Origin of the sequence: Shewanella sp. M-Br, assembly GCF_036245925.1 — a bacterium.
GTDB lineage: Bacteria > Pseudomonadota > Gammaproteobacteria > Enterobacterales > Shewanellaceae > Shewanella > Shewanella oncorhynchi.
Window position 1 is genome coordinate 98,605 of sequence record NZ_BJBV01000001.1, and the last position, 21,236, is coordinate 119,840.

20 protein-coding genes and 1 pseudogene are annotated in these 21,236 nt (G+C 46.4%); 6 read left to right on the top strand and 15 right to left on the bottom strand.

Going from position 1 to position 21,236, the window contains the following annotated elements:
* Window positions 1–19: 19 nt before the first annotated feature.
* From AAA952_RS00435 to AAA952_RS00460, 6 genes are all read right to left on the bottom strand, one after another.
* Window positions 20–172 carry a hypothetical protein gene (locus AAA952_RS00435; RefSeq protein ID WP_181800804.1) on the bottom strand — a complete coding sequence of 51 codons (153 nt, stop codon included), beginning with the start codon at window positions 170–172 and terminating at the stop codon, window positions 20–22.
* A 95-nt stretch (window positions 173–267) separates the two neighbouring features.
* The gene (locus AAA952_RS00440) at window positions 268–1,350 is read right to left on the bottom strand and encodes a DUF3137 domain-containing protein (RefSeq protein WP_338253450.1); all 1,083 of its coding nucleotides are present in this window, start codon (window positions 1,348–1,350) and stop codon (window positions 268–270) included.
* A gap of 494 nt (window positions 1,351–1,844) precedes the next feature.
* Complete coding sequence (gene phoU / locus AAA952_RS00445) at window positions 1,845–2,555, bottom strand: phosphate signaling complex protein PhoU (RefSeq protein ID WP_338253452.1); 711 nt, start codon at window positions 2,553–2,555, stop codon at window positions 1,845–1,847.
* Between the two features lie 70 nt (window positions 2,556–2,625).
* Complete coding sequence (pstB, locus tag AAA952_RS00450) at window positions 2,626–3,444, bottom strand: phosphate ABC transporter ATP-binding protein PstB (protein WP_028760531.1); 819 nt, start codon at window positions 3,442–3,444, stop codon at window positions 2,626–2,628.
* A 33-nt stretch (window positions 3,445–3,477) separates the two neighbouring features.
* On the bottom strand, window positions 3,478–5,136 hold the full coding sequence (gene pstA, locus AAA952_RS00455) for a phosphate ABC transporter permease PstA (RefSeq protein WP_028760532.1): 1,659 nt from the start codon (window positions 5,134–5,136) through the stop codon (window positions 3,478–3,480).
* A 59-nt stretch (window positions 5,137–5,195) separates the two neighbouring features.
* A complete protein-coding gene (locus AAA952_RS00460; protein WP_338253455.1) occupies window positions 5,196–7,454 on the bottom strand; it encodes an ABC transporter permease subunit in 2,259 nt (752 codons plus the stop codon).
* A 200-nt stretch (window positions 7,455–7,654) separates the two neighbouring features.
* Between AAA952_RS00460 and AAA952_RS00465 the strand changes: the two genes are divergently transcribed.
* From AAA952_RS00465 to AAA952_RS00475, 3 genes and pseudogenes are all read left to right on the top strand, one after another.
* Entirely contained in the window at window positions 7,655–8,155 is a 501-nt protein-coding gene (locus tag AAA952_RS00465) for a glycine cleavage system protein R (RefSeq protein ID WP_028760534.1), read from the top strand.
* 459 nt (window positions 8,156–8,614) lie between these two features.
* Entirely contained in the window at window positions 8,615–9,268 is a 654-nt protein-coding gene (locus AAA952_RS00470; protein ID WP_338253457.1) for a DedA family protein, read from the top strand.
* Between the two features lie 100 nt (window positions 9,269–9,368).
* Window positions 9,369–9,536 (top strand): annotated as a pseudogene (locus tag AAA952_RS00475) (DUF2797 domain-containing protein); the annotation flags it as partial.
* A 44-nt stretch (window positions 9,537–9,580) separates the two neighbouring features.
* Here the strand turns inward: AAA952_RS00475 and AAA952_RS00480 are convergent.
* The gene (locus tag AAA952_RS00480) at window positions 9,581–10,735 is read right to left on the bottom strand and encodes an alpha/beta hydrolase (protein WP_338253460.1); all 1,155 of its coding nucleotides are present in this window, start codon (window positions 10,733–10,735) and stop codon (window positions 9,581–9,583) included.
* A 257-nt stretch (window positions 10,736–10,992) separates the two neighbouring features.
* Here AAA952_RS00480 and AAA952_RS00485 point away from each other — a divergent pair, with 257 nt between their 5' ends.
* On the top strand, window positions 10,993–11,814 hold the full coding sequence (locus tag AAA952_RS00485; RefSeq protein ID WP_105249677.1) for a DUF2797 domain-containing protein: 822 nt from the start codon (window positions 10,993–10,995) through the stop codon (window positions 11,812–11,814).
* A gap of 248 nt (window positions 11,815–12,062) precedes the next feature.
* On the opposite strand, the gene AAA952_RS00490 is transcribed toward AAA952_RS00485, so the two are convergent.
* Window positions 12,063–12,746: a DUF4136 domain-containing protein gene (locus AAA952_RS00490; RefSeq protein WP_338253463.1), complete on the bottom strand. Its 684-nt coding sequence runs from the start codon at window positions 12,744–12,746 to the stop codon at window positions 12,063–12,065.
* A 398-nt stretch (window positions 12,747–13,144) separates the two neighbouring features.
* On the opposite strand from AAA952_RS00490, the gene AAA952_RS00495 reads away from it, so the two are divergent.
* Together AAA952_RS00495 and AAA952_RS00500 are read left to right on the top strand one after the other, a co-directional pair.
* A complete protein-coding gene (locus AAA952_RS00495; RefSeq protein ID WP_113938904.1) occupies window positions 13,145–13,738 on the top strand; it encodes a LysE family translocator in 594 nt (197 codons plus the stop codon).
* A 26-nt stretch (window positions 13,739–13,764) separates the two neighbouring features.
* Window positions 13,765–14,319 (top strand): DUF1415 domain-containing protein, encoded by a 555-nt coding sequence (locus tag AAA952_RS00500; RefSeq protein ID WP_263184624.1) that lies wholly within the window; start codon window positions 13,765–13,767, stop codon window positions 14,317–14,319.
* Between the two features lie 229 nt (window positions 14,320–14,548).
* Here AAA952_RS00500 and AAA952_RS00505 read toward each other — a convergent pair whose 3' ends face one another.
* From AAA952_RS00505 to AAA952_RS00535, 7 genes are all read right to left on the bottom strand, one after another.
* Window positions 14,549–15,076 carry a DUF4303 domain-containing protein gene (locus AAA952_RS00505; protein WP_263235567.1) on the bottom strand — a complete coding sequence of 176 codons (528 nt, stop codon included), beginning with the start codon at window positions 15,074–15,076 and terminating at the stop codon, window positions 14,549–14,551.
* Between the two features lie 122 nt (window positions 15,077–15,198).
* Window positions 15,199–15,672, bottom strand: coding sequence for an NTF2 fold immunity protein (locus AAA952_RS00510; protein WP_168823102.1), 474 nt, complete (start codon window positions 15,670–15,672; stop codon window positions 15,199–15,201).
* A 185-nt stretch (window positions 15,673–15,857) separates the two neighbouring features.
* On the bottom strand, window positions 15,858–17,144 hold the full coding sequence (locus tag AAA952_RS00515; RefSeq protein ID WP_131525689.1) for an acetyl-CoA hydrolase/transferase family protein: 1,287 nt from the start codon (window positions 17,142–17,144) through the stop codon (window positions 15,858–15,860).
* Window positions 17,145–17,313: 169 nt separating this feature from the next.
* Window positions 17,314–18,450 carry an ABC transporter permease gene (locus AAA952_RS00520; RefSeq protein WP_338253473.1) on the bottom strand — a complete coding sequence of 379 codons (1,137 nt, stop codon included), beginning with the start codon at window positions 18,448–18,450 and terminating at the stop codon, window positions 17,314–17,316.
* Window positions 18,440–19,396 (bottom strand): ABC transporter ATP-binding protein, encoded by a 957-nt coding sequence (locus tag AAA952_RS00525; RefSeq protein ID WP_105249684.1) that lies wholly within the window; start codon window positions 19,394–19,396, stop codon window positions 18,440–18,442. The genes AAA952_RS00520 and AAA952_RS00525 overlap by 11 nt, the downstream gene beginning before the upstream one ends.
* Entirely contained in the window at window positions 19,393–20,403 is a 1,011-nt protein-coding gene (locus tag AAA952_RS00530) for an HlyD family secretion protein (RefSeq protein WP_338253476.1), read from the bottom strand. The genes AAA952_RS00525 and AAA952_RS00530 overlap by 4 nt, the downstream gene beginning before the upstream one ends.
* Window positions 20,403–21,104 (bottom strand): TetR/AcrR family transcriptional regulator, encoded by a 702-nt coding sequence (locus AAA952_RS00535; RefSeq protein WP_338253478.1) that lies wholly within the window; start codon window positions 21,102–21,104, stop codon window positions 20,403–20,405. The genes AAA952_RS00530 and AAA952_RS00535 overlap by 1 nt, the downstream gene beginning before the upstream one ends.
* Window positions 21,105–21,236: the final 132 nt, after the last annotated feature.

The following is a 21,236-nucleotide window of genomic DNA, read 5'->3' on the forward strand; positions in this document are numbered from 1 at the left end:
TTGCGTATGTCTTTTAAATCTACAGATTACGCGAATGCTCGAAAGGTGTGCCATGGTGATTAGCGAGACGACCGTCCGCCCCATGGACGGGGCGGTCGAGCATCCAAGGACGGACTTGCTGCGCGTCGGTGAGTAAATGCCATGGCAAGCCTTTATGAGTGGATACCAACAAACGCTAAGCCTTCAAGATCTGAGCAACCTCTTCTCTCGACGAATAAAAACCTGCTCAAAGTACAGTTCAAAATACAGAGAAAAGAACAGCTCAAGTTAACCCGCTAACGTCTTAATCCTCTCAAGTGTCTGCTGTGTCGCCAGATTTTGCGCTGCTAGATAATCCAATTTTAGCTGTTTGATGATGCCAGTAATCAAAACTAACTCCTGCTGTAACTGCGGAATTTTCGACATATCATGGGTGGGTAAGTTGATATCGACGGTATCAAATAAATTGCCAAAATAGCTCGCCATGATCAGCACTTTATTAGCTTTAAATTCGATACTCAGCCCCGACCCGCGCGCCGTTTTACGGAATAACTGTTCCAGTTCAACGAGGCGTTCCATTACGGCGGGAGACAATAGATATCGCGCGTAATGTTGGTCGTGGGAATACACTTCAAACGTCGCCTCAAAGGTCACGCTTTCGAGTTTCACTCTGGGTTTCTTTATGCCTGCCATGGTGTTACCAAGGGAGCCATAGTCTTGGCTGACAACAGTATGGGATTCAAAGCTAAAGGGCATCGTCATGATCACTACCCCACCTTTAAATTGGATCTTGTCTGACTTACTGCCGCGGGATTTTAAGGTTAATTCGCAAAATTCGAAGCTGATATCCTCTACCTTGCCGCGAATATGATCCTCTGATTGTTGCTTGCTAAAACGGGGCATAAGTTCGAAATCTGCCACTGAATCAAGGTTGACACAGGAGTCGGGGCTATAACGGTAGTCCCCTAGTTTTTTGAGTAAAACAGGCAATATTTTATATTTGTAATGGCGCTTATATTGCATTTCAGGCAGATGAACCCACATCAAAATGCCGGCGAGGACGATCAGGCTCAAAATGGTTGGGTCATGGTTAGAGGCTAACGAGATTAAATCAAAGGCCAGTGCGGGCAGGCACAATAGCCAACCTAGACGCTTCGCCCATTTTTTACGGGAGAGTTTAGTTTCAAGCTTTTCAATTCGATAGGCTTCTAACGGCGCTAATAGCTGCAATAGCTCGGCTTTAGCGTTCTCGGACAGTGGCGGTAATTCAGCACGGGGGAAATCAGCGGGTAAATTCGCTTCAGAAATATGATTTCGAATACTTTTAAGAGCTTCGAAACCTTGCTTTAAAGAATACAATAATGGGCTCATCAACTTATCCATGTTATCGCCGACACAGCGCCCATTCCGTTGCGCTGCTAACCCCAAACCTTAGTGGTAACAAATAGGGGTGGCGGTTAAATTCTGAGATTAACGTGCTGTGATATCAATCCACAGCTAAACACAAAAACGCTAGCACTTAGGCTTCGACTGCTTTCACTATCTAGGTCTACCGCCCTTTTCCAGCAGCTAAAACTTATTGCAAGCATCAGATTAAACAAAGGTTAATTTATTGTAAATACAAAAATGACCTTCTTTATTCGCGGTACCGATCCAGAATGCCAGTTCATAATCTAATTTAACTATCCAATTTAGCTATCCCTATTTCACAATCCATAGCCCAAATCCTAGCTCGCCTCTCTATCTCACGATCCTAACTCACTATCCTAATCAACGATCCTAGCTCAGCATCCTAAAAGCAAAACGCTCCACAGAGGCTGCGGAGCGTTGTATTCAGGCATTAAAACCGCAGATTAATGCGTGTGTTAGCCTTTCATGTCCTTTTCCATATCTTCGTAGGAAGTATGGCGAACGTCTTTGCCTTTCACATAGTAGATGATGTATTCACAGATATTTTTACAACGGTCGCCAACACGTTCAACCGCACGCGCTGCCCACAGTACATCTAAAACGTCTGGGATAGAACGCGGATCTTCCATCATATAGGTCATTAACTGACGGATAATCCCTTCGTATTCGCGGTCAAGCTTGGCATCTTCTTTGTGCAGCTCTAAGGCAGTATCAGCATCCATACGTGCTAAGGCATCTAAAGTCGCATGCAACATCCGAGTCGCATGACGCCCCATATTTTCAATGCTAACTAACAAAGGCTGCTGATTATTCAAACGTTTATCTAATGCCGCTTTTGCAATCCGCACACAGGCATCACCAATACGCTCAAGATCTGCGATGGTTTTTGAAATAGCGATAATCAAGCGTAAATCACTGGCCGCAGGTTGACGCTTAGCAATAATACGTGTGCATTCTTCATCAATGGAAACTTCCATCGCATTGACTTTATGATCGCCAGCAATCACCCGCTGAGCTAACTCGGCATCGAGGGCACTTAAGGCATCAATCGCTTGCTCTAGCTGACGTTCAACCAAGCCACCCATGGCGAGCACTCGATTACGGATATCATCCAGCTCAGCGGTGAACTGACCCGAAATGTGCTTACTTAAATTCATGTTTTCCATTGCGTTCCAACCTGTTACTTAACTGTTGACCCATACCAAGCCGTGGTGGCCTTATCCGATACTCAAGCGATTAACCGTAACGTCCTGTGATGTAATCTTCAGTCTTACGTTTTTTCGGCGTGGTGAAAATCGTATTAGTATCAGCATATTCAACTAATTCACCCATATACATAAAGGCCGTTTGATCCGATACCCGCGCCGCCTGTTGCATGTTGTGAGTCACGATAACCACAGTGTATTTCGTCTTAAGCTCAGTGATTAACTCTTCAATCGTCAGCGTCGAAATCGGATCGAGTGCCGATGTTGGTTCGTCGAGTAATAACACTTCTGGCTCAATGGCTATCGCACGGGCAATCACCAGACGTTGCTGTTGACCGCCAGACAAACCAAAGGCGTTATCGTGCAATCTGTCTTTAACTTCGTCCCAAATCGCCGCACCGCGCAATGAACGCTCAGCCGCTTCGTCGAGTTCACGACGGTTATTGAGCCCTTGCAATCTCAAGCCATAAACAACGTTTTCGTAAATCGACTTAGGGAAAGGATTTGGGCGTTGGAACACCATACCGACATTACGGCGCAAAGCCGCGACATCAATCTTTTTGTCGTAGATATTCTGGCCGTGCAGCAATATCTCGCCGCCAATATGACAATTATCAACTAAGTCATTCATGCGGTTAATACAGCGCAATAGTGTCGATTTACCACAACCACTGGGGCCGATAAAGGCAGTGACTTGCTTCTTGGGGATCTTCATCGATACATTAAACAGCGCTTGCTTATCGCCATAGCGCAAATCTAAGTTACGGATCTCCAACGCGGTGTCGTTCTGGCTTAAGTTAGCTAAATCAAAGTTATTGGTTTTCATTGCTGTCGAATCTATAGAAATCATATTTAGTCCTAATACTTTCAGGATAATCGCTGATTAGTGCTCAAGCGAACGATATTTTTCACGTAAGTGGTTACGCACGCTAATGGCCGTCAAGTTGAGTGCCACAATCACAGACACCAGCAAGAAAGAGGTCGCATACACCAGAGGACGTGCCGCTTCAACGTTAGGACTCTGGAAACCCACATCATATATATGGAACCCTAAGTGCATGAACTTACGTTCTAAATGCACAAACGGGAAGTTAAAGTCCAGTGGTAATGTTGGCGCTAATTTAACGACACCCACCAACATCAGCGGTGCCACTTCACCGGCAGCACGAGCGACCGCTAAAATCAAACCCGTCATGATCGCTGGACTCGCCATCGGGATCACAATCCGCCACAGGGTTTCAGCCTTAGTCGCGCCCAGTGCCAAACTACCTTGACGCACCGCGCTTGGAATACGACTTAACCCTTCTTCAGTCGACACTATAACCACTGGCAGTGTCAAAATCGCGAGGGTTAATGCCGACCAAATCACCCCTGGTGAACCAAAGGTAGGAGCCGGCAAAGCTTCAGCGTAAAACAATTGGTCGATGGAACCGCCCATCATGTACACGAAGAAACCTAAACCGAATACACCATACACAATCGAGGGCACACCCGCTAAGTTGATTACCGCAATACGGATCATCTTAGTAATAGGGCCTTTCTTAGCATATTCATGTAGATAAACCGCCGCGACCACGCCAAATGGCGTCACGATCACCGCCATCAACATCACCATAAATACAGTGCCGAAAATCGCGGGGAACACGCCGCCCTCAGTGTTGGCTTCACGCGGATCGTCACTCATAAAGCGTCCAATACCGACAAACCACTTACCAATTTTGCCTATGAGTCCTAAGTGATTCACATAGGTCACATCCAGAACAGTATCGAGCTTCAGTTCAACTTCTTCGCCGCGCATATCTCGGACGATAACCGAGTCACGCGCCGCATCATCACGCAGGGCAAATAACGCTTTTTCAAGCACTAAGTAATCTTCTTGCAGTTGAGCTCTCTTGGCGACCAACTCAGCTTTAATACTGTCGGTCAGTTCCCCATCTAGCTCGAAACGACGCTCCTGCAAACGCAATTTTTCAATGGCGTAGTTAATCGAGCCAATATCTTGCTTCTGCAAATCAACCGCTTTGTCCGATAAGGCAACTGCGCGTTCGATATGCTCCATTAAGGAAGATTCAATCGCATCATTCACTAAATCAAGACGCTTGCCATTTTCAATCACGGCTATCGGATAACCGTAGAAGTTACCGTTTTTAGCCCGCTCGATCAGTGCGACCTCGCTTGGCACAGAACGACTAACAATGTCCGTACCTAATATCCAGCGGAAATCCAAACCCACAAATTCACGGTTACCGGTTTTCACTAAGTAACGGGTCACAAACTCGCCCGGATGTTGCTTAAACACATGGCCAGCAGCAATCAAACGCTCAGTCGGTACTTCTTCCCTATCGTAAACCTCACCAATTAAGGTCGAACGTACACCCGTGTTATCTTCAAGCTCCCACTGGTAAACGGTTGCAGGCCAAAAGTAACTTAAGCCACGCCATGCGATTAACAATAATAAGCCTAAGACGGCAATCAAACTGATGCTCACAGCACCGCCCGTCATCCATATCCATGGCGAGCCTGATTTTACCCACTTACCCATTGCACAAACCTCTCAAGGTCACTGGCGAAATAGTATTTAATGTCATTGTCTTATCCCCGTTACAGCGAGCTATAGCGTTCACGTAGACGCTGTCTCACCACTTCTGCAATGGTGTTAAAGAAGAATGTAAAGATGAATAGTACGAAGGCAGCAAGGAAGAGCACACGATAATGCGAGCTACCGATAGCCGATTCAGGCATTTCAACCGCAATGTTTGCCGCCAAGGTTCGCATCCCTTCGAACACGCTCCATTCCATGATGGCAGTGTTACCAGTGGCCATCAGTACGATCATGGTCTCGCCAACGGCGCGGCCAAGGCCCATCATAATGGCCGAGAAAATACCCGGACTGGCGGTTAACAACACCACGCGTGTCAATGTCTGCCAAGGCGTCGCACCTAAGGCTAAGCTACCGTTAGATAAATGACGCGGTACAGAGAAAATGGCATCTTCAGCGATGGAGAAAATCGTTGGGATCACCGCAAAGCCCATGGCAATACCGACCACCAGCGCGTTACGTTGGTCGAAAGTGATCCCCAGTTCGTTAGTGATGAATTGACGGGTATTACCATCAAACAGCGCCACTTCGATGATTGGGCTGACCGCAAAAGAGAACCACCCCACGAAACAGACCACTGGGATTAACATCAGCTCTTGGTACACTTCGGGTAAACGTTGTTTCCACTTACCCGGCAACCTGCTCCAGCCATAGGCAGACGTGAGTATCGAGGTCGGCAATAAGATCAGTAGAATTAAAATGCCGGGGAGATGCTCTTCAATCAGTGGCGCTAACCACAGACCCGCCAAGAAGCCTAAAATCACCGTTGGTAATGCTTCCATGATTTCAATGGTCGGTTTCACGAAACCGCGCACCTTAGGCGACATAAAGTAAGCCGTGTAAATCGCACCAGCAACGGATAAAGGCACGGCAAATAACATGGCATAAAATGCCGCTTTCATTGTGCCGTATGCCAATGGCATTAAGCTCAGCTTAGCTTCGAAATCGTCAGAACCTGAGGTCGATTGCCATACATATTTAGGCTCTGGATAACCTTCATACCACACCTTGTCCCACATAGCGCTCCATGACACTTCTGGGTGGGAGTTTTCCACACTGAAGATATGCAGCTTTTTGTCCGCCTCAACGACTATGCCGTTTGAGCGTGGGGTAAAGCCCATTTTACCGGGGTTTTTAAGGTCAAACTTTGCATCAAACAGTTCACGATGACTCGTGGTATAGAGTAGTGTTAGCTCACCCTCAGGGCTCACAGTCGCAAAACTCTTACGGTAGAATTCAGAGGTAATCGAGCTGATGGGCGGTAAGTCATCAAACTGACGAATCTCTTGATATAAACGTCCTTTTTCACCATTAACTTGGAAGTACTGCGCCACAATACCTGTGTCATAACTGACCAGTAATGAACTCGCTCCCGCCAGCAAAGCCACGTTATTGACTTGTGCCTTAGCACGTTCAACATCAATCACCTGCAGCAGATCTAAGCTGTCAGTATCACGGATGTCATACACGAAAATTTTATTGCCAGTTTGCAACATCAACTGACGTTGATCGGGCGTCATCAGCTCGTGGGAGACTTTCTTCGGCGCATCTTGAATTTGTGACGTCGTAGAAACCCACTCCACTTCTTCAGTCATCATGTTCTCTTGCCCTTCGAGACGAGTGAGGCGCCAAACACCACTCTCATCTTGATAAGCAAAACTCATTTTGTCTGAGCTATAAGTGAAGGTCAGCTTATGAATCGCGCTGCCTGTCTCATCGACTGTAATGGGGGTTTCACCTGCGGGATAACGCAGTTTAGGTGTGATTAAACGTTTGTTATTGGGGTACGTTAAACCAAACTCTAGGCCCGCCACTATGACCTGACCATTACTTAATCCCAGCGCAAAACGTTGTTCGCTCGGTACAGCAACGGCGGCGCTGGTGACGGTAACACCCGCTGGTAACGTCGGGGTAAAGCTAGAAAGTAAGCTACCGTCGGCAACAGTATAGAAGTCCACTTGACCATGAATGCTCACACGGTACATCACCTCATTTTGCTCTTCAGCACCCACCATTAAGGTCGGCACATCCGCGTGTTGATAGCTCACACTCTTAACGGGTGTGACATCAGCACTGTCGAAAATGGGTTTAATCACATACAACAGATAAAAGAAGATCAACAATAAGGCGACAAATACCATAGTGCCGCCGATAGTGACGCTGATTTGCGCCGCTTTATCCTTAAATGCCCTGCGATTCGAGCGTCCGCCTTTAAGCATACTGTGCGATGCAGAACCAGGTTGAGTGACCTGACTTTCCATTAAGAACCTCTATTATTAATAGCTAGCGAGTTTTTTCGCTAGGATTTGCCGAGTGCTATGCTTACACTGTTTGAACGTAAACTGAGCAATAACAACATCCTTTATTCTAAGTGCGTTGGATTATATGACGCAAAGATGACAGTTGTGTTACACCCCGTTTTAAAACAGGTGCCTTTTACAAAAAATAGGAGTCAGTCACTATGCTACGATACTTAATCACACTACAAGCACCTGATAGAAAAGGATTAGTAGAACAAATCGCCCATGCTGTGAGTCGTCATGGCGGCAACTGGCTCGACTCAGAATTACGCCATATTGACGGTGTCTTTGCCGCGATATTGTTACTCGAAGTGCCGTCACTGCGCATGGACGAGCTCATTGAGGCCCTAGAATGCATCGATAGCCTGTCCCTCACCTACTCCAAAACCTCGGTCGCCCTTAAGCCCATCAAACGCTTAAGTTACAACCTAGTGGCCTATGACAGACCCGGACTCGTGCTCGATATATCCAATAAAATCAATGCAATTGGCATCAATATCGAGCAGTTTAGTAGTCAATATGAAACCGCAGGCCACACAGGTATAGCTTTGTTTCGGGCAACCATTGGCCTTGGACTCACAGATCTCGCCCAAGAAGATCAATTAGTTGAATCCCTCTATGCTCTTGGGGATGATCTCGTGCTCGATAGATTAAGCCGTTAATCTTGTTACTTTTACGGCGAGCTAACACTTAGCACACCAATATATTTAGAGAGTGCACTCGCAATGGCACTTTCAAACAGCACTTTAAGAGCGCTTAAAACAATGCTTAAAAACCGATATTCGCGGCAAGGTGTTCAAATTAAGTTAAGCCAGTGCAATCAATACTGGATAGTTGGAATGCGCATAGGAATCTGGCAAGTGGGTTTGTAAGTTGATGTCATCATTTAAAATTTATTAACCCTATAATAATGCTTAATATTTTTACAATAAAAAGCCCACAAAACCCGATTACTGAACCATAAACACACTAACACCAACAAAATTTAATGTTGTAACTGCCTTTCGATTCATGCTCCCTTGGTAGAATAACCCACGAAACACCATAGCTCAGGTTCAAAATTGCCGCTTTCGAGCATTTCCATCTTTATGTTTTATCAATTATTTTAGGGAGTAGTACGTATGGAGCAGTTATACGAACTGGCCCAAGCCATGATACACAATGATCTGGCGGTTTTAGCCAATCCTAAAATCGCCCTCATGGTCAGCGCATTAATTTGTGGCTTTTTAGTGTTAGAAAATGGCTTTATTCCCACCGCATTTTTACCCGGAGATAGCCTACTCTTTCTCACTGGAGTGCTGATTTATCAAGATATTCTTCATATCGGTATTATGCCGTTATTGGTTCTAGCAACCTTTACAGGTACAGCTATAGGTTATTTACAGGGGCGATTTTTAGGGCATACCCAAATTTACCAAAAACTGCTGTCGAATATTGATATCAAACATCAGGAAAAAGCGACCCACCTTATTGATAACTATGGAGTGATAACCCTGCTACTCGCACGTTATATTCCTTTTGTTCGTACCGTTTACCCCTATATTTTAGGTGCAACGGGTATTTCTTCCCGTCGTTTTTTACTCATTAACTTCATCAGTTCAATGGTGTGGATTTTTTCCGTTGTTGGTTTTGGGTATCTCATTAGCCATACCCAATTAGCAACAAAATACCAAACACAATTTATGAGCATAATCATTTACTTGCCAGTAGTCTTGCTTACTTTCGGTATTATTGCCTTAGTGTACAAATGGTTAAGTAAAACAAAAGAGGTTTAGGTGCACTCAGTCAATCGACTCACTTAGCAAAAATTCCTATCTAAACTGACTTGGATAATCTTGTATACTGACGGCCACGCAATGACGATATAACGAAAGCGTGCAGTTAGATGACGCGCAACAAGTGCAATATCAACTCGTTGTTGGTGATGAGTTACTCCCGCTCAATCCATTGATAGGCAAGCAATTAACCTTGACCCACACGGGCAATATCTTCTGCTGCAACTGCGGTAAAAAGAGCAATATTACCCAGCCGCGTGAGACTTGCCCAAACATGTTGCAACTATGTAATTAAACCCTCTCTGAGAACGATTATTTTTTCCCTTGCAACTGCAAGCGCTTAGCTTGACTGAGGATCTCATTCAAAAACACTGAATCTGTTTGTTTTGCTAATAGCACGGCTTTGTCGGAGGCTCTTATCGCCTGTTCAAGTTGTCCATCCAGATCATAGGCGGTCGCTAAACTGTCCCATAACACCTCTGAATGAGGAAACGCACGCGTCCCCTCTGCGAGAATTTCAACGCCCCAAGCCGTTTTTTGTTCATAAGTGGCCTTGAGCCCATAAACATTATATTGCTGAGCAAAGAGTGGAAATTCATAGCCAAACTCAGCGCTCTTTTGCCGATAGAACTGTTTTATATCCTTAAGTGGCATAATGGCAATTTCAGGCACGGCATTCCAATCGGCAAAAAGTGTCTTTAACGCCTCAATATTGCCTACAAGCGGCGTACTGTCGTGAGTTTCATCGGGGAAATGCTTGTAAAACCAATGTAATTGCTTTGATGTGTTATCCGTGGGGCTTGTACCTAAGCCGTCTTGCAACTGCTTAATTTGTGCCGCAAACGCGCTCGCCATCTCATTGGGCTCACTTGCCATACTCAAAAACCAGCGCAGTGGTTTCGCACGCTTAGCTTGTAATAACTCGGCCGACTTAAACACTAGCCAATCACTGTCCCACCATAAACTGGGACTGATTGAAATCACCGCATCAAATTGGCTATTTGGCGTCAAGGCGACATAACTGCTAAACAGCCCCGCGAAGGAGTGACCCGTGAGTATTTGGTAATCTGAGGTGCGGTATTTTTTGCCTAATTCACTGAGCAGCTCTTGCTCTAAAAACTGCCTGAACCTTTCAGCACCACCGGAGCTGTCTTTAAATTTATCGATTTGAGTCGGCGTGAAATACTTCATCCGTTGATCCGAACTCACGCCAACGGTAATCATTTCCGGAATAATGGCATAAGTACTTAAAAAACCGACATTCGCAGCCACATGCTCAAATTGGCTAGAGCCATCTAATACGATTAATACCGGATAGTTAAAATTGTTGGAATGCGCATAGGTATCTGGCAAATGGATTTGTAAGTTGATGTCATCATTCAAGATTTCTGAATGAATTACCGTCTTATCCATCTGTGCGAAGACACCCGTCGAAAAGAAAAATATCAGCACTAAAACCAACCGCATAAGTACACCTCCATTTGTAATGCTGGGTAACTTACTGGTTTTCATCATAAGACTCAAATCATTACCCTCAAAAAGTCCGTCTAAGCCTATGGGGTTAAGCGCAGTTTACAAAAACTCACTTAGCAAAAAATCCTATCTAAACTGACTTGGATAATCTTGTATACTGACGGCCACGCAATGACGATATAACGAAAGCGTGCACTAGAACGCATGATGAGCGACTAAGCTGCACCAGAACGCAACACATTAGGATGACCATGTTAGGAACGCTAAAAAAGATGCGCGTGCAGTTAGATGACGCGCAACAAGTGCAATATCAACTCGTTGTCGGTGATGAGTTACTCCCGCTCAATCCATTGATAGGCAAGCAATTAACCTTGACCCACACGGGCAATATCTTCTGCTGCAACTGCGGTAAAAAGAGCAAGAAGAGTTACTCGCAGGGCCATTGTTTTGTCTGTATGCAAAAGCTGGCGAGTTGCGATATGTGCATCATGAAGCCGGAAACTTGTCATTACGACCAAGGCACTTGCCGCGAACCAGAGTGGGCCCAGAGCCACTGTTTTGTGCCGCATTATGTATATCTGTCGAATACTTCGGGCGTTAAAGTCGGCATTACCCGCCACACTCAACTGCCCACCCGTTGGATTGACCAAGGTGCTACCCAAGGTTTACCGATTTTTAAAGTCTCAACAAGACAGCTCTCAGGCTTAGTCGAAGTAGAATTGGCAAAACTGGTTAATGATAAAACCCATTGGCAAGCCATGTTAAAAGGCCATGCCGACGATATTGATTTAAATGCTAAGGCTGCGGAACTGATCCCACAAATTGAGGCTAAGTTACACGAAATCGGCATGCAAAAAGGCGATTACAGTATCGAGCGTTTGCACGAAACGATTCAGCCAATTCATTATCCAATTGACACCTTTCCGAAGAAGATCACTTCGCACAATTTCGATAAAGATGTGGTCGTCAGCGGAATTTTGCAGGGGATCAAAGGGCAGTATTTAATGTTTGATACGGGCGTGATTAACATTCGTAAGTTTTCATCCTACGAGATCACAGTCGAGCACGACTGAAACAGTCTGAAATCAAAATGGAACTTCCCTCCATTAAAATGAAAAAGCGCGGCAGTTTTCACTGTCGCGCCCTTTATTGAGATGGCTGTCACTAAAGTACCATGTCCCACAGTTCAAAAATGGGAGCTAGCACCACAAACATGGGACCAAGACACCTCAATTAAGCACTAATCCCGTTTATCTGGCGAATGCTCCAACCAAAATGCTGACTCAATTCACTTAGAACTGAACTAAAGCTCAAACGCTGGCTAAGGAGCCACATTAACCGACGGCATATTGGCCAACATACTGGCAATGAGACTGTCGAAATTTTCGGTTAGCTCATCCATCTTTTTAATGTTGCCAAAACCTTGGGCAAGCACTCGCCAAATTGGCTCATCAACGCCCTGTATTTTAGTGGGTTTAAAGAGCGCTATCACCACGGTACCTTTATCATACTTTTGGGTATTCACACCGTCGGTTGACAGCCCAGCGACTAACCCTGTCACTGCCAAAATTTGTTCATCACTCATTTCAGTTCCCATAGCGACGCCAAAGCCAACCTGAAAATCCGCCAGTAGTGGATCTTCGACCCAGCGATATCCCTTACTCTGCAAAGTTTGCTTTAATACGGCTTGCATGTGTTGCAACACTGGCTGCGGATCTAAGCGTTTATCTGTGATGATTTTTTGAAATTTAGGATGCCAAGTAAATGTCATTGCCGTTGACGGTAATTCACTGAGATCGCCAGACATCACGATTGTGGTTCGCAACGACTGCGCCGCGTTATCCGTCACAGTCACGCACCCAGTAAGACCTAAAACGCTGCTAAAAAGCAGTATTAACACTCTCAAATACCGACTTAACACTCGGTCGGGAGCCCAGCAAGGAACTCGACTGAGCTGTCGATTTAGCACTCCACTTAGCTCACTATGTAATGATGGATTCATCATGCCCTGTTACCTCAATCTATAAAATGCTGTCTAAGGATAGTTACTATTACTAAAACTGAAAGCTGATATCCATCATAGTGTTAAATCAGCATATTCCAATATATCTTGATATTCGTACTAACACAGAAAACCATCAAACTCGCTAGCCCTATTCTCACGCCATTAATCCCATCGAGGCATGTACATATTTTGTTATTCTTTTTAGTTTATAAACTCGCTATGTCGTATAGGCGCGGCAACATTTAATCGCTAGAATGCCTCGCCTGCGTTGCAATCAAATGTCGCAATTTTAAATAATAGCAACACAGTATTGCGTACCGGCCGATGAGTAAATCGCAGGCTCAATGCCGCAAATAATCACAATGCCATAAAACTAAAATAAAGGTGTGGATCTATCTATGGAGTTAATACTCGCTATCGCGTTGTTTGCCTTTTCATCGGGGATCACCCCAGGGCCTAACAATATTATGCTGATGACCTCAGGGGTAAACTTTGGCGTAAAACGCAGTATTCCGCATCTTATGGGAATAAGCCTTGGCTTCCCGACCATGATCCTCGCGATAGGTTTGGGCTTGAGCGCCCTATTCCAAAGCTATCCTATCATCCATCAAGTGATTAAAGTCGTCGGCATAGGTTACCTTTTGTATCTGTCTTGGTTGATTGCCAACAGCAGTAGCAAGATGGAAGGCAAAGCCATTGCTAAACCCTTCAGTTTTATCCAAGCCGCGGCCTTTCAATGGGTCAACCCTAAGGGCTGGATCATGGCCGTGGGCGCGATTGCGACATTCACGTCAGTACAGCAGGATTTGACCCCGCAGGTCATCACTATTGCAACGGTATTTTTGTGCGTCGCCTTTCCCTGCGCTATCGTCTGGCTCGGCTTTGGTGTGGCCCTTAAACGCATTTTAAAAAATGAGCGCCAACAGAAGATTTTTAATATCAGCATGGCGCTCTTGCTTGTGGCGTCTATCATCCCTATGATCGCCCCCTAATTTTTAAGCACGAGCAAACGACCGCCATGAACGAAATTGACATGATCACTCAACAAACCGACGACTGGGTGAAAAAAGTGATCATGAAATACAATATTTGCCCCTTCGCCAGACAAGAAGTCGAACGCGGCAGTATTCGGTATCTGGTAGTGGAACAAACTAAAGTCAAACAAGTGCTTAAGGCATTGATCGAAGAATGCCAATACCTCGACGCCCACCCCGAAGCCGAAACCACACTGTTTATTCTACCCCGTGGTTTTGAGGGGTTTTATGCCTATCTCGACCTCATCGACATGGCAACCGATACGCTTATCGAACACGAGTACGAAGGCACTTACCAACTCGCCACCTTCCACCCAGACTATTGTTTCGATGGCGAACCACAGGACGGGGCAGCCAACTTCACCAACCGCGCGCCCTACCCAACCCTGCATATTATCCGCGAAGCCAGCATGGAGTTAGCCCTTGCTAACTACAACGATCCCGAAACCATCCCAGAGCGCAATATCGCCTTTTGCGAACGCAAAGGCAGCGACTTTTTCGTCAAACTGTTAGCAGAATGCATGGGGAAATCCTCATAACAGCCCAAATACGGCAGCTTTAATGAAATTGCGGCCCTTATCACTGAAGCGGATGAAGCCCTTTTCGATGATAACGTCAATATCCAGCCAACCTATGTTGAGCTAATTAAAGCGATGATTGTTAACCATGTAGGGCTTGAGCAAGGCAACAAGATAATCGAGCAATTGGAAATCAGGGCCTACTAATTAACGTGGATGTTAATGATTTTAAAGTGTTTAAAATCAATTTTTATAAAAATCTATCAGCCAGCATATCAGCAACATCTTCATCATGGTCGATACTAAAGGCCATAAAACCATCGGTTTTAGGAATCGCTTGATAGACTTCAGTTTGGGTAAACTGCACTAGGCATTCGTTAAACACTGCGCGTATTTGCCGCACTATCTCCTCCCACTCACTAAAGTCATCCTCGGGTAAGCTCTGTTGAATCGTCTGCAACTCATCCTCTGAAAGCACATAACATGTACTAAAACATTGATACTCCCAGTCACCTGTATTGAATTTAAGTTCTTGGATGGCCTCAGGGCTTTGGTATGACGCAGCCCATTCCCCAGACTGGTAATAGGTCAATCGCTGCTGAAAATCTGCCTCGGTATTAAAACAAAGATTTAATTCTGCGTATTCGGCATGGGTGTCAAAAGCAAAGGCATAAAAGGTTTTATCTGGATGAGCTAATAAAAATTGCTCAACCTCAACCGTTGTAAACCGCAATATCTCGGCTTTGATTCGAGCAATAAGAGCATTATCTAATGGCATAAAAATGTTCCATTTACACAATATTTTTTGTGCCTCAGTGCGTCACTTAAATTAAACCGACGTTACTAAACTCAATGCTTTAGTCATTTTTTACTGACGTCAAGCATTGAGATTAAGCTGAATTAAAGGATTTGTACGCTCCATTTCTCATTGCCATAGCGACGATTTTTATAGCTATCGATACGCCATTCATCGGCTTTTTTAAGAGCAATAAACAAATACTCATCTTCGAAGTTAGTGTTGGTTTTAATATAGATTTCGGCTCTGCTTTTATTTTTTAAAGTAATTTGCACTTCAAGAGGATGATCGCAACCATTAAATTTTGAAGGAAACCCGAAGGAATTACGCACTTTTCCGCCGTAAACACGGGGCTTATCGGTGCAAAAATCGTCAAATAACGGCGCTATTTGCTCATTCAGTAAAGCAAACCAATCGGTTTGCTTCGCATAATGGAATTCAGCCACTGGCAATTCCTGCCGTAGCTTATCTTCTTCGGCAGTTCTTTCGGTATAGAGGGTATTTTCGATACTGTTCCAGCGTGTACAAAAAGATAACACCCTCTCTGTTAAATATGCTTTTAATTCAATCTCATCCATTTAAATCATTGACTCCTTTCTTTATAAGTCTGTCGGTCAAAACCGCCAAGAGTTTATACCATATCGGGACAGACGAATGACTCTTTACCGCTATTAAACGACGTATTAAAACCAACCCTTTACGCTTAAACGAGCTTGCACCACTGCAAACTAGGCAGCAAGCCATAACACCATGATTTACAAGTCTATAGATTTAATCCCCACACATCAAAGGCATCACGACTTAATTGTTCCCTAAAATCTGGGTGAGCGATGGCGATCAGCGCTTGTGCCCGTTCGCGCAGTGAACGGCCGCGTAGATTAGCGGCGCCGTATTCGGTCACAATGTAATGCACATGGGCCCGAGTGGTGACAACCCCTGCGCCAGGTGATAACACGCTGGCAATGCGAGAAAGCGTTCCCCCCGCGGCAGTGCTGGGCAGCGCAATCACAGAACGACCACCTTCAGATAACCCTGCTCCGCGGATGAAATCCATCTGGCCGCCGACACCGGAATAGATTTTAGTGCCAATGGAATCGGCACACACTTGGCCTGAAAGGTCGACCTGCAACGCCGAGTTAATCGCCATCACATTGGGATTTTTACGGATAATGGCCGTGTCGTTAACTTGCTCTATGTCCATAAAGATGACCGCAGGATTATCATCAACATAGTCGTATAATTTCTGGCTACCCAGGGCGAAACCTGTGACGAGTTTTCCCGGATAAAAACGCTTCTTGCTGTTGTTAATCACACCCTTTTCAACCAGTTGCAATATACCGTCAGAAAATAGCTCAGTGTGGACGCCTAAGTCTTTATGTTCGGTTAAGCAAGACAGCACGGCATCGGGGATCGCACCTATACCCATTTGCAAACAATCGCCATTACGCACCAATTGGGCAACATTTTTACCGATCGCCAAACTCACCGCATCCCCCGTCGCGAAGGAATGAATAGGCAACGCCGCGCTCTGCTCATACACAGCGGCAAAACGGTCGATATGGATAAAGCTGTCACCATGGGTGCGTGGCATTTGTGGATTAATATGAGCGATGATCTTACCCGCGACTTGGCAAGCTGCGAGCGTTGCTTCAACCGAAATGCCTAAGGAACACATGCCATGCTTATCGGGTGGCGACACTTGGATAATTGCGGTATCAATTTTTTGCTCGCCGGAACGAAATAACTTAGGCACTTCAGACAGGAAAATCGGCACATAATCCGCGTCACCACTTTGCAGTAATGCCCGCGTTGGCAGCCCACCGAAAAAACATCGATGGCGTAAATGCCCCTGTAAACTCGGATGGCTTAAGGATTCGGCGCCTTCAGTATGTAACTGTAACAGGGTGAGATTTTCTTTGGTGAGTGCATGCTGCGCCAACGCATCTAATAAAATGCGCGGAGTGGCGCCCATGGAATGAGTCCACAGCGTCTCGCCGCTTTGAATTAAAGCAACCGCATCGAGCGCGCTATGACAAATGATTGGAGGCATAATGAATTCCCTTCGCTAAGCATGATGGCGGCAATCGCCCTAGCGGCAGTGTAAGGGATATCCTAATTAAGCAACATCGATTTCAATGGCTTAGCGCGACTGTTTACTGATAATTTGCGCTATATCAAAACTCGGCACTTTGCCCTTGATGATGAAACTCAATACAGGGCTAATCCAAGCGCTTCGAAAATCTCATACTGGCAATCAATAACCCAATACAAGTAAAACCTATCATCCACAGGGCATCAAATTGCAGATCTATCACTTGGGCATCGCGCAGCACTATGGCCCGTGACATGCGCATAAAATGGGTTGCGGGTAAGGCTTCGGCAATCCATTGCGCCGCGATGGGCATGGCTTCGTAGGGGAACATAAACCCCGACAAGAGAATTGATGGCAGCAGGATAAATACCGTCATCTGCATCGATTGCAGCTGGGTTTTAGCTATGGTCGAAATCACTAATCCTAAGGTTAAACTGGCGCAAATGAATAACATAGCGGCAAGGGCGATAGAATCAAGCCCGCCGCGAATGGGCACATCAAACAACAAATGCCCTGCGCTCAGGATAATGGTCACTTGCACAAAGCCGACGATCACATAGGGCACGATTTTACCCAGCATCAACTCCAGCGGCCGCACTGGCGTAGTGATCAAAAACTCCATATTGCCCTGCTCGCGCTCACGCACTATGGCGGCGGAAGTAAACATCACCATGGTCATAGTCAAAATTACCCCCAACAGACCGGGCACTATGTTGACCACAGAACGTTGTTCTGGGTTGAAATATTGCACCACTTCAAAACTAGGTATCGCCGTTTTTAGTGCTCTTCCTGCGACTTCATCCAGTGGCATTTGCCTTAGGCTACGAATAGTTGAAGCGACAACCGTATCTGAACCATCCACCAGCCATTGGCCAGCGGGTTGTGCGATATAGGACTGGGTTAAATATTGCTGACCCACAAAGCTTGGGTGACGCACTAAACGCTCATCGAGATCGGCGGGCAAATACAGCACGGCTTTGACTTCGCCGCGAGTGATCGCCGCCTCAGCCTCCGCGGCACTTAAATAACGTTGTTTGAAATCCACCACCTGCGTTGCTTCCACCGCCTTAACCAGTCCGCGACTGTAGGCTGAATCACTTAAATTAACTAACCCAGCAGGCAGATGGCGAGCATCAGTATTGATCGCATAACCAAACAACATCAGTTGCACCAGCGGGATCATGACTATCATGCCAAAGGTCATGCGATCCCGCGACAACTGCCGCAGCTCTTTGACCACAATCGCAAAAATCCTACGCCACATGGTCAGTCTCTCCCTTGGAAACCCCAGCCAAGCGCTCGCCGGTGCAAGTGACAAACACATCTTCTAAGCTAGCGCGCACTTCTTCCATCGTCCGGCTGGCAACTCTTGGCTTAAGCCAAGCAAGCGGATCTTCAATATTGCTGCGCACTAACACCCGCAAACGACTGCCGATTTGCGCCGCCGACAATACCGCAGACTCGCTGATCAATGATTGTTTTAAAGTGCGTAAATCATCCCCTGAGATCTCAACCACCCGAGCCCCCATCGCCGCCATCAGCTGCTGGGGTGAACCGTCGGCGCGTTTTATCCCGCGCTCTAAAATCGCAAGACCATGGCAACGCTCGGCTTCATCCATATAGTGAGTCGACACAAGAATCGTGGTGCCTTGGGCACAGAGATCGAATAAGCGCTCCCAAAACTCGCGTCGATTTTCAGGATCGACCGCCGATGTCGGCTCATCGAGAAACAATAATTCGGGGTGATGTAAGGTCGCTGCCGCTAAGGCCAAACGCTGTTTCTGGCCGCCACTCATGGAGCCCGCCATTTGTTTCTCGCGGCCGACTAAATCGTATAGCGTGACTAACTCGGCTATTCGCAGCTTTGATGCTCGGCGGTTAAGGCCATAAATTTGCGCGACAAACTCTAAGTTTTCCCGCACCGAAAGATTGTCGTACAGGGAGAATTTTTGCGTCATATAGCCAATACGGCGACGCAGTTTTTCCTCGGCGCCGGGTAAGGTTTCACCCAATACGCGGATATTCCCCGATGTGGGACTCAGTAACCCAGTCAACATACGAATTGAAGTCGATTTTCCGCAGCCATTGGGGCCGAGAAACCCATAAATTGTGCCCTTGGGAATGGCGAGGTCGAGGTTTTCCACCGCATTAACACCACCAAAGGCGCGGGTCATCCCTTGGGTCTCGATAGCAAAATCAGCGCTTTTCATGGCTGCTCCACTTTTTGCTGCACTCCTTGCAGCACATCGAGTTGCAGCACATCGAGTTCAACTTCTAATGCCATGCCAGTAGGTAGGTCCTGATCTGTGGCGGAAATGGTGATATCGGTCAAATACATCAGCCGCGCTCGATCACGTTCATTTAGCGCATAAAATGGCGTGTAAGCAGGTTGACTGCGAATATTTCGCACAGTGCCAGCAATCGGTATCTCGCGGCCATCCACAAGAATATTGACGCCATCGCCCGCCTTCACTCTGTCTAACCAAGTCGCGGGCAGGTAAACCCGCACATAGGGATCCTCGCTCGCCAGCAAACCAATCAACTGGGTGCCTGCGGCAATGCGATCGCCGACTCGCCAAGGCAACGTATCGACAACGGCATCACGCGCCGCTACCAAGCTCAAGTCTGCTAATGCTTTTTGTTCGAGTTCGACACTGGCGCGAGCTGCAGTCACCGCGGCTTTAGCTTGTTCAAGCTGCTCACTACGGGTGCCATTTTCTAGCAATCGCAGGCTTTGCAGCGCTTCAGCTTGTTTAGCGAAACTGGTATCCCGCGCCGCACGGGCCGTATCTAAATCCGCTTGGCTAAGTACTTTAGTGGCAAATAAACGGTTTGTTCGTTCAAAGGCTCGCTGAGCCTCTTTCACGCTGGCATTTGCCCCGTCGAGCACGGCCTTGGCGCGTTCTATATCCTCTAAACGCGCACCGGTGACCGCCTCAGAAAGTTTAGCTTTAGCCTGTTCAAGCTCGGCTTGGCGCAGGGCGAGGCGCGCATTGGCTGAGGTTGTATCGAGCTGAATTAACACCTCACCCGCCTTAACCTGTTGACCTTCAACCACATTCACTTGAGTAATCAACTCACCTACGGGCGCGGTAAGCGTCAGCCTGTCCCGCTCGACAGTGCCAAGCACTCTGGGCGGCGCTTCGGTGCAGCCGACTAATAGCAAGATCACACAACCCACACTCACGTGCGTCAGAATTTTAAAATTCACACCCATTACGACTTCCTCGGTTCACGCAGTACACCTTGGGTAAAAACCTGCATATTGTGCAGCGCTAAACGCTGTAAACCATCAGCATCGGCACTAAAAAAACCGAACTGACGCATTAACACCGGTGGCGCAATAAGCGGAAAAACCATCAGACTCACGAAACTGAGGCGTACTAAATCGGGATCTAATCCCTCCTTCAATAGCCCCGCATTGACTAATGTGGATTCGAGCCATTGCCGCGAGAGGGATAAAATTTGCTCAAAAACAGACAACATAATGCGATAGGGTTCTGAGCCATCGCCTTCCTGTAACACCCGTATAATCAACCGTGGCAATCCCAGGTTAGGTGCCATAACGCGATAATATGTCTGCATAAGTTCACCCAAGTTATTAGGAGCATCCGCAGCGGATATTTCGCGAAAACGCGCTAATACGGGCTCAAAGGTTTCCCGCACCATTTGTTCGAACAAGCCCGCTTTTGAACCAAAATAATAACGAATAAGTGCGGCATCAACCTCGGCTTCGCGGGCAATTTCACGGGTAGAAACGCTGGGATAACTGCGATGACTGAAGAGACTTAGGGCTGCGATAATTAAGCGTTGGCGGGCATCGGAATCCCCTTTAGGACGACCAGGAGTCTGCGGCTGTGATTCAGTTTGGGCGATAAATGGCACAACCCCCTTTGGGCGACCGGGAATAAGCGACATGGCAAGCTCCAGCAAAATTCATCTATTGATGAATATACTGAAAAGCCGCGTAAAAAGGCAGCAGTTAAATTCCTCATTTTCATTGATATTGAGGAATTTAACCCTAGGACTGCATGGTTAAAATTTAGATAC